Annotated in this window: 10 protein-coding genes and 3 tRNA genes; 4 read left to right on the top strand and 9 right to left on the bottom strand. The window is 64.9% G+C overall.

From position 1 onward, the window contains the following. The first annotated feature begins 295 nt into the window (after positions 1-295). Positions 296-3,445 (top strand): Rne/Rng family ribonuclease, encoded by a 3,150-nt coding sequence (locus HY57_RS11460; protein ID WP_038579715.1) that lies wholly within the window; start codon positions 296-298, stop codon positions 3,443-3,445. A 120-nt stretch (positions 3,446-3,565) separates the two neighbouring features. Here HY57_RS11460 and HY57_RS11455 read toward each other — a convergent pair whose 3' ends face one another. From HY57_RS11455 to HY57_RS11435, 5 genes are all read right to left on the bottom strand, one after another. Then, the gene (locus HY57_RS11455) at positions 3,566-4,231 is read right to left on the bottom strand and encodes a response regulator (protein ID WP_019467004.1); all 666 of its coding nucleotides are present in this window, start codon (positions 4,229-4,231) and stop codon (positions 3,566-3,568) included. A 150-nt stretch (positions 4,232-4,381) separates the two neighbouring features. Continuing rightward, positions 4,382-4,627: a hypothetical protein gene (locus HY57_RS11450; RefSeq protein WP_019467003.1), complete on the bottom strand. Its 246-nt coding sequence runs from the start codon at positions 4,625-4,627 to the stop codon at positions 4,382-4,384. A 43-nt stretch (positions 4,628-4,670) separates the two neighbouring features. Beyond that, a tRNA-Leu gene (locus HY57_RS11445) sits at positions 4,671-4,757 on the bottom strand. Positions 4,758-4,856: 99 nt separating this feature from the next. Beyond that, a tRNA-Cys gene (locus HY57_RS11440) sits at positions 4,857-4,930 on the bottom strand. 84 nt (positions 4,931-5,014) lie between these two features. After that, a tRNA-Gly gene (locus HY57_RS11435) sits at positions 5,015-5,090 on the bottom strand. Between the two features lie 260 nt (positions 5,091-5,350). Between HY57_RS11435 and HY57_RS11430 the strand changes: the two genes are divergently transcribed. Both HY57_RS11430 and HY57_RS11425 read left to right on the top strand, forming a co-directional pair. Further along, on the top strand, positions 5,351-6,052 hold the full coding sequence (locus HY57_RS11430) for a pirin family protein (protein ID WP_019467002.1): 702 nt from the start codon (positions 5,351-5,353) through the stop codon (positions 6,050-6,052). A gap of 106 nt (positions 6,053-6,158) precedes the next feature. Next, positions 6,159-7,106: an MBL fold metallo-hydrolase gene (locus tag HY57_RS11425; RefSeq protein WP_019467001.1), complete on the top strand. Its 948-nt coding sequence runs from the start codon at positions 6,159-6,161 to the stop codon at positions 7,104-7,106. An 8-nt stretch (positions 7,107-7,114) separates the two neighbouring features. On the opposite strand, the gene HY57_RS11420 is transcribed toward HY57_RS11425, so the two are convergent. Next, positions 7,115-7,729 (bottom strand): TetR/AcrR family transcriptional regulator, encoded by a 615-nt coding sequence (locus HY57_RS11420; RefSeq protein ID WP_019467000.1) that lies wholly within the window; start codon positions 7,727-7,729, stop codon positions 7,115-7,117. 70 nt (positions 7,730-7,799) lie between these two features. Here HY57_RS11420 and HY57_RS11415 point away from each other — a divergent pair, with 70 nt between their 5' ends. After that, positions 7,800-9,074 (top strand): MFS transporter, encoded by a 1,275-nt coding sequence (locus HY57_RS11415; protein ID WP_019466999.1) that lies wholly within the window; start codon positions 7,800-7,802, stop codon positions 9,072-9,074. On the opposite strand, the gene HY57_RS11410 is transcribed toward HY57_RS11415, so the two are convergent. The 3 genes from HY57_RS11410 to pbpC form a co-directional block, all read right to left on the bottom strand. After that, positions 9,075-9,431 carry a tRNA-binding protein gene (locus tag HY57_RS11410; protein ID WP_019466998.1) on the bottom strand — a complete coding sequence of 119 codons (357 nt, stop codon included), beginning with the start codon at positions 9,429-9,431 and terminating at the stop codon, positions 9,075-9,077. It lies immediately after the preceding gene. Further along, complete coding sequence (locus HY57_RS11405) at positions 9,428-10,717, bottom strand: NAD(P)/FAD-dependent oxidoreductase (RefSeq protein ID WP_019466997.1); 1,290 nt, start codon at positions 10,715-10,717, stop codon at positions 9,428-9,430. The genes HY57_RS11410 and HY57_RS11405 overlap by 4 nt, the downstream gene beginning before the upstream one ends. Positions 10,718-10,805: 88 nt before the next feature. Further along, the gene (gene pbpC / locus HY57_RS11400; protein ID WP_019466996.1) at positions 10,806-13,199 is read right to left on the bottom strand and encodes a penicillin-binding protein 1C; all 2,394 of its coding nucleotides are present in this window, start codon (positions 13,197-13,199) and stop codon (positions 10,806-10,808) included. Positions 13,200-13,244: the final 45 nt, after the last annotated feature.

The raw sequence follows: 13,244 nt of genomic DNA, 5'->3' as shown, positions 1-13,244 counted from the left end.
CCTGCCGAAGTTCGGATGGAGTCGGGACGCCCATCCCGTGACGTCGGCGAGGATAGCGCCGGTCGCCTCTTGGCAGCCGGTTGCTGCTCCCTTACATCGTAACGGTTCGGGTTGTCGTTTGTCCGGTTTCCGAAGGATTCCGGAGGGCGATCGACGCGAGCCTAAGAATCATCCCGGCACCGAGAACGATGCCGTCATTTGCCGCTTAACCGCAGCGGCGCGATCCCCGGCAGGCCGCCGAAGCTACTGGCGCCACCGAGGCACGCGACGCGCGGCAAGCCGAGGAAAAATTACAATGAAACGTATGTTGATCAACGCAACTCAGCGTGAAGAGTTGCGCGTGGCCATCGTCGATGGCCAGACCCTTTACGATCTCGACATCGAAATCCCCTCCCGCGAACAGAAAAAGGCCAATATCTACAAGGGCCGGATCACCCGCGTGGAGCCTTCCCTGGAAGCCTGCTTCGTCGACTACGGCGCCGAGCGTCACGGCTTCCTCCCGCTGAAGGAAATCGCCCGCGAGTACTTCACGCCGGGCCTGGACCCCAACAAGGCCAATATCCGCGACCTCATCAAGGAAGGTCACGAGGTGGTCGTGCAGGTCGAGAAGGAAGAGCGTGGCAACAAGGGCGCCGCCCTGACCACCTTCATCAGCCTCGCCGGCCGCTACATGGTGCTGATGCCGAACAACCCGAAGGCGGGTGGCGTGTCGCGTCGCATCGAGGGCGAAGACCGCCAGGCGCTGAAGGAAGCGTTGGAGCACCTCAACGTCCCCGACGACGTCGGCCTCATCGTGCGCACCGCCGGCCTGGGCCGCGACGCCGAAGAGCTGCAGTGGGACCTGGACTACCTGCTGCAGCTGTGGAAGGCCATTTCTGGCGCCGCCCAGGCGCAGAAGGCCCCGTTCCTGATCTACCAGGAATCGAAGCTGTTCATCCGCGCCCTGCGCGACTACCTGCGCAACGACATCGGCGAGATCCTCATCGACGAGGAATCGCTCTATAACGACGCGCGCGAGTTCATGCAGCAGGTGATGCCCAACGCCCTGCGCAAGCTCAAGATGTACCGCGACGACACCCCGCTGTTCTCGCGCTACCAGATCGAGACCCAGATCGAGAGCGCGTTCGACCGCCAGGTCCGCCTGCCGTCGGGCGGCTCGATCGTGATCGACCAGACCGAAGCCCTCACCGCCATCGACATCAACTCGTCGAAGGCCACCAAGGGCAGCGACATCGAAGAAACGGCGTTCAACACCAACCTGGAAGCGGCGGTGGAAATCGCCCGCCAGCTGCGCATCCGCGATGCCGGCGGCCTGATCGTGATCGACTTCATCGACATGGACAGCCCCAAGCACCAGCGTGAGGTGGAAGAACGCCTCAAGGACGCACTGAAGCTGGACCGTGCCCGCGTGCAGATCGGCCGCATCAGCCGCTTCGGCCTGCTCGAAATGTCGCGCCAGCGCCTGCGCCCCAGCCTGGGCGAAGCCACCCAGATCGTCTGCCCGCGCTGCGAAGGCCACGGCCACGTCCGCGGCGTGGAGTCGCTGGCGCTGTCGACCCTGCGACTGATCGAAGAGCACGCCATGAAGGACAACACCGGCCAGGTGCTGGTGCAGGCCCCGCCGAGCGTGGCCAACTTCATGCTCAACGAAAAGCGCGCCAGCGTGGTCGAGATCGAACTGCGCAACAAGGTGCACGTGGTCATCGTGGCGGACGACAAGCTCGAGACGCCGCACATCGAGATCCAGCGCATCCGCGAAGCGGACATGGGCGAGCACAGCAAGCCCAGCTACGAGCGCCTGACGGCCGTCGAAGCGTCGCCGGTCCCGAAGATGGGCCAGACCCTCGGCAGCGGCGAACAGCCCGCCGTGAGCGGCATCGTGCCCTCCTCGCCGGCACCGGTCCGCGAGGAGGTCGTCGCAGCCCCCGCCCCGCAGGTCCAGGCTGCACGCCAGCCCGCGGCAGCCCCGGCGCCGAGCGGCGGCATCATCGCCCGCCTGTTCGGCTGGTTCCGCGGCACCGACGCCCCGGCCGCACCGACTCCGGCGGCACAGGCCCAGCCGGCACCGGCCGCGCGCGGCAACCAGCGCCGCGACGAGCGCGGCCGCTCTGCCCAGGGTCAGCAGCAGGGTAACCGCCAGCAGCAACAGCAGCGTCGCGAACAGCCGCAGCAGGGCCAGAAGGGCCAGCAGCAGGCCAAGGGCAACCGCCAGCAGCCGCCGCAGGGCCAGAAGGGCCCGCAGCAGGCTCAGCAGCAGCCGAAGCAGGAACAGCGTCAGCAGCAGGCCAAGGCCGAAGGCCAGCAGCCCCAGAACGAGCGCAGGCAGCAGCGTCAGGAACAACCGCAGCGCCAGCAGCGACAGGCACAGCAACAAGGCCAGCAGGCAACCGCCACCGCCGTCGCAACGCCGGTAGCCAGCACGATGCCCGCGGAACGCGCTGCCGCACCGGCCCCCGACGTCGTCATCAAGGATCTCGTCGCCGCTCCGGAAACCGCCTCCGAGGTGGCAGCGACCGGCGCCGCAGTGACTGCCACCGGCACGCCGGAAGGTACGCCTGAAGCCGAGGGCGGCCAGTCGCGCCGCCGCCGCGGCCGTCGTGGCGGCCGCCGTCGCCGTCGCCATGAGGACGCCACGCAGGCAGGTGCAGAGGCAGCGGAATCGTCGGGCCATCATGACCTGGACGACCTGGACGACGAAGACCGGGCCGAAACAGCCGCACCGTCGACGCCGGCCGCTGTCGCAGCGACGGCTGTCGTGAGCGCAGCCGCTGTCGCCACCGTCGTGGCGCACGTCGCCAGCGAGGAAGTCAGCAAGCCCGCCTCGTCGTCAGACAGCTACGCCACCCCGCACGAAAAGATCGCAGACGCCGCGCCGGCACCTGCCATCCACGTGCCCGAGCAGGTCATCAGCGCCGTGGCGCCCGCCTCGTTCAATCTGCCGACGCTTCCGCCGATTCCGCCGGCCGCCTCCGTTGAGGAGCGCATGCACGAGGAAGCCCATGCGGTTGCGGAAGCGATTCGCGAATCCGATCCGGTTGTCGAGCAACCCGTCGTGACGGTCACCCCCGTCGCTGACGCGGTGGTCCATTCCCAGACCACCGACGTTTCCGCCAGCGCGTCGCATGCCGCCGAAGTCGCCCACGTCGTGACGGAGGAAGCAGCTCACACCACCGTGCAGAGCGCGACCATCGATTTCCGCACGCACCTCGATGTCGCGCCCAGGATCGAACCGGCCGCCGAACTCCCGGTGGCACCGTCCGCCGAGAGCGAAGTCGCGCCGAAGGCTGAGCCCGTTCATGCCGCCACGGCAGAGCAGCCTGCACAGGGAGACCTGCTGGCCCATGCAGGCCTGCCGCAGACTGCTCCGGAGTCCAAGCCCGCTACCCCGGCGGACGAAGAAGCCGCCGACGAGGGCGTGAAGAAGGATGCGTCGTCACACGGTTGACGACGCGATTCGAAAGCATAAAAAAAAGCCGGACTTTGTCCGGCTTTTTTTATGCTTGATCCGCAACTCGGTCGATTACGCCTGCTGCGACTACCCCGGCTGCAATTACCCCTGCTGCAATTACCCCAGGAGGTTGTTTCCCACCTGGTTGTTGTGGGTGTCCAGCAAGCCATGGATGGTCATCAGGTGCGCCAGGCTGATCACATGGTCCACCTGCAGCTTTTCCATCAGTCGCTGCTTGTAGGTCGATACCGTCTTGGGGCTCAGGTTGAGCTGCTCGCCGATCGTCGTGAGCGCTTTTCCGCGCACCAGCATCATGGCCACTTCAAGCTCACGACTGGAAAGCGCGTCGAACGGTGACCCTTCGCCATCGAGCGTCGCCAGCGCCAACTGCTGCGCCACGGCGGGAGCCAGGTAGCGGCGACCCGATGCCACCTGGCGCACGGCATCCAGCAATTCTTCCGATGTGCATCCCTTGGTCAGGTAGCCAAGCGCACCGGCGTCGAGCAATCGCTTGGGAAAGCGGGCGTCATCGACCACCGTGACAATGATGATGTGCGTTGCCAGCTTGGAGCGCGACACTCGCTCGGTAAGCTCGATGCCGCTCATGCCTGGCATGTGGACGTCCACCAGGGCGATATCAGGCGTTTTCGCCCGAATCAGTCGCAACCCCTCTTCCGCGGTGCCCGCTTCACCACAAATCTGAATATCCGGCTGCTGCTGCAGGATCATCCTGAAGCCGGTACGTACCAGCTCGTGATCGTCAATCAGCACTACCTTGATCACCAGTCGCCCTCCTTGGGTGTGTTACGGGAACATAGGCTGCCGTATGACTCAATGCAAGCACCTGACCTGCATAAAAAACTGGCGACAAGGCCCACCTACTGAGGTGCACGGCATTGCCTTACAGGGCCGACTATCCCGCTACCGACAGCTTTACTCGACACCCGTCGACCAGTTGCGTAGGCCATCGGTATCGAGGTCGAATTCCTCGACGATAACCGTCATCACCTCGCCCCGACCATCAGACCACTCTTGTTCGCCGACGCGTCGAGCAACACCGTGAATGAAGGCACCTTGCTGGAGCCGACATTCGCCTTTGCAGTAGCCCACGACGAAGCCCTCCGGCAGTTCCGCCGCGACGCGATCGTCATAGGGCCCGAGAAACCTGATACCGCTCATGACACCCCTCGAATGTGCCGAATGGGAGGCGAATATCCCGCGATGGTGCCCGGACCGGGAATCGAACCCGGATAGCCTTGCGGCTGAGGGATTTTAAGTCCCTTGCGTCTACCAGTTTCGCCATCCGGGCCGATACGGAAGGGATGCGCATCCTAGCATGCGCAGAACAGGCCCCCATGGCAGCAGACCCAATAAAAAACCCGCCGTATGGCGGGTTTTCAACGAGCAATGGAGGCCTGGGTCGGAATCGAACCGGCGTACACGGCTTTGCAGGCCGCTGCATGACCACTCTGCCACCAGGCCATTGCTCACGGATCGTAACCTGAAACCTGGCTACCATCCGCTTAAAAAACAAAACCCCGGGATTTCCGAGGTTTTGCTGAAAACTGGAGCGGGAAACGAGACTCGAACTCGCGACCCCGACCTTGGCAAGGTCGTGCTCTACCAACTGAGCTATTCCCGCATCAGAGTTAGAAATAGTAACAGAACAATGGCATTTGTGAAGAGCCTGAGAGGATTTTTTTTGATATCCCACGCCATCGGCTCTGGGTTCGCCACCCTCACATCGCGTCCGGGCGAAGTCGCAGGTTCGCCGCGCTGGCGGTGGTCCTGGCGTCTCCTACAAGCAACAGTCCGTCCTGTTTGTGCCGACTGGCGTCTGCACCTGGCGGGCTTATCTTAGTTGCAGGCGCCAAGAGCGCTTCCCACTATCAGGAGTGCAGCATGATCGACCGTCGACCGTTCAACAGCCTTGGCGGTGCCAACCACGGGTGGCTCAACGCCAAGCATCACTTCTCGTTTGCCAACTACCACGACCAGTCCCGCATGGGCTGGGGTGCACTGCGTGTGTGGAACGACGACACCATTGCGCCTCAGACGGGCTTCCCGCCCCACCCTCACGCGGACATGGAAATCATCACCTATGTCCGCGAAGGCGCGATCACGCATCAGGACAGCCTGGGCAACAAGGGGCGCACCATCGCCGGTGACGTGCAGGTCATGAGCGCGGGCACGGGCATCACCCATGCCGAGTACAACCTTGAATCGGGCAACACGCAGATCTTCCAGATCTGGATCATGCCCGACGAGCATGGCAAGCCGCCGTCCTGGGGTACCAAGCCGTTTCCGATCGGTGAGCGTTCTGGCCGATTCATTACGCTGGCCAGCGGTTTCAAGGAGGACACGGACGCCCTGCCGCTGCGCACCGATGCGCGTGTGCTTGGCGCCACCTTGAAAGCCGGCGAAACCGCGGTGTACGAACTGGATGGCCAGCGCTATGCGTATCTGGTGCCTGCGAAAGGCAAGATCGACGTCAACGGCGTCGCACTCGATGCACGCGATGGCGCGGCGATCCGCAACGAGACCAAGCTCACAGTGACGGCGCTTGAAGATGCCGAGCTGGTACTGGTCGACAGCGCCCCGTGAAGAACGTTGGCAGGCGTAAACGCCTGCCAACCTTCCGACCAAGGCGGGGGTGAACCAACGGCACGACCTTGCTAACCTCGTCAGGTCCCCCTGTGCGAGGTTGGCGATGAACCACGGCATCCACACCATCGACACCGGCTTCGTCCGCCCGCGCTTTGATGCGGCCTACCTGCTTGTCGAACATCGCCGCGCCGCCTTCATCGATTGCGGCACGAACCACTCCGTGCCGCGCATGCTCAAGGCGCTCGACGATGCGGGCCTTGGGCCGGCCGACGTCGACTGGCTGATCCTCACGCACGTCCATCTCGACCACGCCGGCGGTGCTAGCGAACTGATGGCAAGGCTGCCGAACGCGCGCCTTGCGGTGCATCCGCGCGGCGCGCGACACATGATCGATCCGAGCCAGTTGTGGGCAGGTGCCTCGGCCGTCTATGGCGAAGAAGTCATGGAGGCCACGTATGGCCGCCTGCGCCCCATACCGGCTGAACGAGTGGTCGAAGCACCCGATGGCCATATCGTGTCGCTCGCCGGGCGCGCACTCCGCTGCCTCGAAACCCCCGGGCACGCGCGCCATCATATGAGCATCTATGACGAACGCGCCAACGTCTGCTTTACCGGAGATACGTTTGGTTTGTCGTATCGCGAATTCGATACGGCCAAGGGACCGTACATCCTTCCGACGACCACGCCCGTGCAGTTCGATCCGGATGCGTTGCACGCATCGATCCGGAGGCTGGTCGCCCTGAAGCCCTCGGCGATGTATCTGACCCATTTCGACCATGTTGACGAGGTCGAGAAACTCGCCGGAGATCTGCACGCGCAGATCGATGCCATGGTGTCCATCGCGTTGTCCGCGCAGGAGCAATCACCCGATGCGGCGCAACGGCACGAAGCGATGAAGGCGGCATTGGCTGATCTCTATCTGTCGCGCGCCCATGCCCATGGCTGGCACGGAAACCGTGCGCAGCTGCTCGAACTCCTCGGGATGGACGTCGAACTCAACGCACAGGGCCTCGGCGTGTGGCTGGACAGTCTGCAGAAACGCGCCAGTTGATGACAGCGTCAACGCAATGAGGCGTCGATCAACTGGTTGGCAATCCTGACAAGCGACGCCGCGGGGCCGCCCGGTCCAAACATCTGGCCTGACGCATACGTGCCTTCAAGCAGTAGCAGCAAACCATCGGCAAGCAAGGCTGGTTCTTTCGCGCCCATCGCCGTGGACAGTTCAATCAGTCGCGCGCGGAATGTGCGCTTGTGTTCTTCGGCCACCTTGCGCGCGGGATGATCATCACCGGGATATTCCACCACGGCATTGGTCAGGCCGCAGCCGCGATAGCCCGCCTGCGTGGCGCGCTGGGCAAGCCCTTCGATGTAAGCCATGAGTTGCCCGCGCGCGTCGCCGGGATGCGACGGAATGCCGGCTTCGAACACTTTCCAGAATGCCACTTCGTAGTCGCGCAAGTATTCGGCGGCCAGTTCGTCCTTGGACGCGTAGCTGCGATACAGGCTCGGCTTGGTGACCCCGGCCCGCGTGACGATTTCCTCCACGCCGATGGCGCGGATGCCTTCGCGGTAGAACAGTTCGCGCGCCGTGCGGCGGATGCGTTCAGCCGCCTTGGGCTTGCCTTCGGCAGGCGGTTCCTGGGGGGGCGCGGAGGGAGGACGTTTGGTCGACATGGCACATCAGTATTGACAATGTTACCGATCGGTACGTAGGATTCATCCACCCAACGTACCGGTCGGTAACATGACTATAGCGCGCCCCCGTCCCTTCGGCCAGAAGTACGCCTTTGTCGTTGCCGGCGTGATCTTCCTCGCCCTGCTTGCCGCCGCCGGTGTCCGCGCCGCGCCGGGCGTGCTCATCATTCCCCTGGGCAAGGCGTTCGGCTGGAGCCGGGACACCATTTCCCTGTCCGCGGCGCTGGGCATCTTCCTTTACGGCATGGTCGGCCCGTTCGCCGCAGCCCTCATGCAGGCCGTGGGCGTGCGACGCACGCTGATCGGCGCACTGGCATTGATGGCCGTCTCCATTTCCGCCAGCGCCTGGATGACGCAGCCCTGGCACCTCATGGTCAGCTGGGGCGTGTTCTCCGGCATCGGCTCGGGCTGTGTCGCCATCGTGCTCGGGGCGACGGTAGTAAACCGCTGGTTCGTCACGCACCGTGGACTGATGATGGGCCTGCTCACCGCCAGCACGGCCACCGGTACGCTGGCCTTCCTGCCGGCGCTGGCCGCCATCGCCGAACACGGTGGCTGGCGCCCGGTGGTGTGGACCGTGGCAGCCGGTTGCGCCCTGCTGATTCCGCTGGCGTGGTGGCTACTGCCGGAGCGCCCGTCCGACATCGGCCTGCGTCCCTATGGCGCGACCGAAGACGAGGCCGATACGGCACCTCGCCGCAACCTGCTGGCCATCGCGCTGGGCACGCTGGCGTCAGCGACGAAGCAACGCACGTTCTGGTTCCTGTTCGCCACCTTCTTCATCTGCGGCTTCACCACCAATGGGCTGATCGGCACGCACTTCATCGCCATGTGCGGCGACCACGGCATTCCCGAAGTCCGTGCGGCGGGCCTGCTCGCCATGATGGGCGCATTCGACTTGATCGGCACCACGCTGTCGGGCTGGCTCACCGACCGCTACGATCCGCGCAAGCTGCTGTTCGTGTATTACGGCCTGCGCGGGCTCTCGCTGATCTGGCTGCCCTATTCCGACTTCTCGCTCACCAGCCTTTCCTTGTTCGGTATGTTCTACGGCCTGGACTGGATTGCCACGGTGCCGCCCACCCTGCGCCTTGCCAGCGAGGCCTTCGGTGATCGCGATGCGCCGGTGGTGTTCGGATGGGTCGCCGCAGGTCATCAGATCGGTGCGGCCAGCGCCGCGTTCTTTGCCGGTGCCTTGCGCACGCAGAATGGCGACTACCTGCAACCGTTCGTGATCGCCGGTGTTACCGGCCTGATCGCTTCCGGCCTGGCGCTGATGATCCGCCGTCGCGCGTACCTGCAACCCGCGTTGCAGGCCGGCTGATCAGGCCAGCCGGGTACCGTTGGGAACGGGGCGCTCGACAGCGGTAAGCACCACGCCGTCGTCCGTGGGAAAACCCGTCAACAGGAACTGCGAGCGGAACGGCCCCACCTGCTTTTCCGGGAAGTTGATGACGCCGACGACCTGGCGACCGACCAGATCCTCAGCGCGGTAGAGCTGCACGATCTGCGCGCTGGTCTTCCTCTCGCCGTAGGGGCCGAAATCCGCCCACACTTTCCAGGCGGGCTTGCGCGCTTCGGGAAAGGCCTCCACGCGCGTCACCGTACCGGCGACGATCAACACCTTTTCGAAATCGGCCCAGCTGATCTCGTCCGGCGCGTTTGCTGCTGTTCCGCTCATCCTTCCAACCTCGTCTTGAACCAGTCCCTGCTCTGCTGCCACCAGTAGCTGGCCTGGGCACCCAGGTAACCGAACGGCCGATAGGTGGGCTCGAGCCCATAGGGTGCGAACTGCTTCCAGCGGTCATCGCCTTCCGCCAGCGCGGACGCCAGCAGCTCGCCCGCCGCGCACGTGGGCGCAAGGCCATGGCCACCAAATGCCTGCGCCCACCACAAGCCGTCGCCACTGCTGCCGATCTGCGGCATCTGGTGGCGCGCGTAGCTCATCAGGCCCGACCAGGCGTAGTCGATGCCCACGCCCTTCAGTTGCGGAAATACGCGCAGCAGGTCGTCCATCAACAGGCGTTGCACCGCTCGCGGCGAACGATCGCGCACCGAGATGCGCCCACCCCAGAGCAGCCGGCCATCGTTCAACGGCCGGTAGTAGTCGAAGGCAAAACGCGAGTCGTACACCGCGGATCGCGTTTCCATGGCATCGCTCATGCGCTCGCCCAGTGGCTCGGTCACCATGACGTACGTGGCAATGGGCAGGATCGCCCGATCGACCTGCCGCTTCAGCCCCGCCAGGTAACCACCGCAGGCAAGCACCACCTGGTCGGCATGCACCGAACCCTGCGCGGTGTCGATGCGCCAGCGGGTGCCCTCGCGACGCAGCCGCCACACGTCGGTGTTCTCGTGGATGCCTACGCCAAGGGACGCGGCGGCACCCGCCAGGCCAATCGCAAAGTTCAAGGGATGCAGGTGCAGCGCATCGCGCTCATACAGGCCGTCGTAGTAACGCGTGGTATGCACACGTGCACGAAGCTCGTTGTGCGGCAGCCATTCCCAGGCCACGCCGTACTGTCGCGCCAGCAGCTCCTGCCGCTCCCGCAGCACGGCCGGGTCACGAAACCAGTTGGCCCAGATGACGCCTTCGTCGACCAGGTCGCAGGGGATGCTGTAGTGCGATACGTGCCGGCGAATGCGTCCCACCGCCTCGGTGGTCAGGTGAAACAAGGCACGGGCTGCGTCCTGGCCCCGCTGATCAAGCAGCGACTGCTCGCCGAGCGAATAGCCCCCGAAGACGAAGCCACCGTTGCGTCCGGAAGCCCCGAAACCGACCTGTTCGCGCTCCAGCAACACCACGTCACGCACGCCGCGTTCCGCCAGGCCCAGCGCGGTATGCAGGCCCGCGAAACCGCCGCCGATGATGGCAACGCGTGCATCGACCTTGCCCTGCAACGGGGCGTAAGGGGCGTACGGAATGGCCGTGGCGCGGTAGTAGGAGGCAGCCGGTGACGAACTCATGCGATGGGCGCGTGCTTGTCTCGGGTAAGTCGAGCAAGCATAACGCAGCCGCCATGTCTCGCCGCGGCATGACCCTTGGCAGGGTGCGTCAGTCGACGATGTTCACGCCAAGCGGGCGCGCATCGCTGCGGCCGCGATCGTCGACCACACGCACCTCATAATTGCCGGCTGTCGCGGGCTGCCAGAACAACGACTCTCCCGGTGCACTGGTGCCCACGTAGGCGTCGTTGACGAACCAGTACATCGCCCGCACCGATGCGTCGGCGTTGGCCGTGAACGCGATGCGATCCTGCCCCGCCGACTTCAGCCGCAGGGCATAGATGCTGCCGCGCAGCGGCGAGGTGATGGCCGGGGCTTCGCCGTCGACACCGCTGAGGACGCAGGCATCGTTGCGCGGCGGGCTACGCCGGGGAATACCGGCCTGCACGAAGACGCGCTGCAATTCCGACGGCCAGAATTCATACACCTCCACATGCGTGTGCTTGCCCTCGTAAGGCGGGCACGCGGGCTTGCCGGTATCGTCGTCCATGATGACGGGGCGATGCACCTGGCTAACGCGGATGGGTGATTTGCCCGGGATGAACCAGGTCATGCCACGTTGCGGGCACCATTGGTTCGGCAGGTCGCCGCTGGCGAGGCAAATCTCCACGCGCTTGAGGTGGGCCGGCATGTGCCGAACGGGTTCGGTCATTCGCGGTTGTGCGGCCCGCAAGGCATCGACCATCTGGAAGAACAAGGGCGCCGCCGCCTCCACGCCGACGAAGGCCGGGTTGCTGCTGCCGTCGAAGTTGCCGACCCACACCACCAGCACGTACGGCCCGAAACTGCCCGTCGTCCATGCATCACGGAAGCCCCACGAGGTACCTGTCTTCCAATAGACCGGCAGGCGATCCGGCTGTGCACCCGTGGTTTCGTCGGGCCGCGGGTTCTGGCGCAGCATGTCCATGGCCATGAAGCTCGCTTCTTCGCTCAGCACACGCGTGCCATCGCTGCGTGGGTCGCCGGCAAGCAGGCGCAGCGGCCGCAGTTCACCCCGGTTCGCGAGCATGGCATAAAGGCCCGCCAGCTCCTGCATGGTGACTTCACCGCCGCCCAGCACCAGCGCCAGCCCGTAGTGCTTTTCGCTCGCCATGCGGCTGATGCCAGCGTCGCGCAGGAACTGGTAGAAACTCGGCTGTTGCAGCTGCGAGGCCACCCACACAGCGGGAATATTGCGGCTGCGTATCAACGCCTCCGTGGCCGTGATGGGCCCAAGGAAGTGGCCGTCGAAGTTCTCCGGCGCGTAAGGGCCGAAAGCCGTCGGCACATCGCGCAATACCGTCTGCGGGTGCAAGACGCCCTGGTCGAAACCCAGCGCATAGATGAACGGCTTCAGCGTTGATCCCGGCGAGCGCTTGGCGAGCGTACCGTTCACCTGCCCCTGGATGTCCGCGTTGGCATAGTCGGCGGACCCCACCAGCGCCTTCACGCCCATGTCGCGGGTATCCACGAGCAGGGCAGCCACGTTGCGGATACCCCGCCCGCTGTTGCGCTCGACGTAGCGGCCTACCTGCCGCTCCAGCAAATGCTGCAGGTCGAGGTCGAGCGTGGTGGTGACCCGACTGTCGCCATCTCCAGACATCAACCGGCGCGCGGTAAGCACCTGGTCGACCGCGTGTGGCGCCTCGTATGGCAATTGCGACAGGGGCCTCAGGCGAAGCGGCAAGGCGAACAAAGGCTGCAAACCCGCGTCTTTCGGATGCAGTGCCTTCCATCGGGCGTAGAGGCGATTGCGCGATTGGCTCAGCCGGCCACTGATGAGGTCGGGTGCATCCGCACCGGCCTGCAGGCGCCGGCTGGGGTCCTGGGGAATCACGGCCAGCGTCAGCGCTTCGGGAAGGCTGAGCTTGTCGGCGGGTTTGTCGAAATACACCAGGCTCGCCGCGCCCACGCCTTCCACGTTGCGCCCGTACGGCGCGTAGTTGAGATAGGCCTCGAGGATCTGGTCTTTCGAGTAGAACAACTCCAGCTGCATCGCCCGCGCCACCTGCTGCAACTTGCCCAGGGGTCTGCGGGTGTTGAGGCGCCACAGCAATCGCGCCAGCTGCATGGTGATGGTCGAGCCACCCTGCCGGTTGCCGCGGCTTACATAGGTCACCCATGCACCACGCGCCAGGCCATAGGGGTTGAAGCCCGGGTGCCAGCGATACCAGCGATCCTCGTGCAACAGCACACCATCGACCAGTGCAGGAGCGACGTCCTTGAGCGGCACCCATAGCCGATAGCGCTCGTCGCTTGCCAGGGTGAGGCGCAACAGCCGCCCGCGTTGGTCATACACCGCCGTGGACGACGGCAGCCACGCATTCAACGGCCGATGCGGCCACAGCCGGCAGCCCACCAGCAGCGCCCCGAGCAGCGCTACGCCGACCAGCCAGTTCTGCCAGCGCACGATCCAGCGGAAGGTGGCATGCCAGCAGCGGTGGATGAGCGATGGCGTGATCATGTGCGTGCCCACGGAAGCGCCCGGCCTCTGGGCGCCTCCCATCCA

Source organism: Dyella japonica A8, assembly GCF_000725385.1.
Lineage (GTDB): Bacteria > Pseudomonadota > Gammaproteobacteria > Xanthomonadales > Rhodanobacteraceae > Dyella > Dyella japonica_C.
The sequence above is the reverse complement of the archived record's forward strand: the minus strand, read 5'-3'. Positions and strand labels throughout refer to the sequence as shown.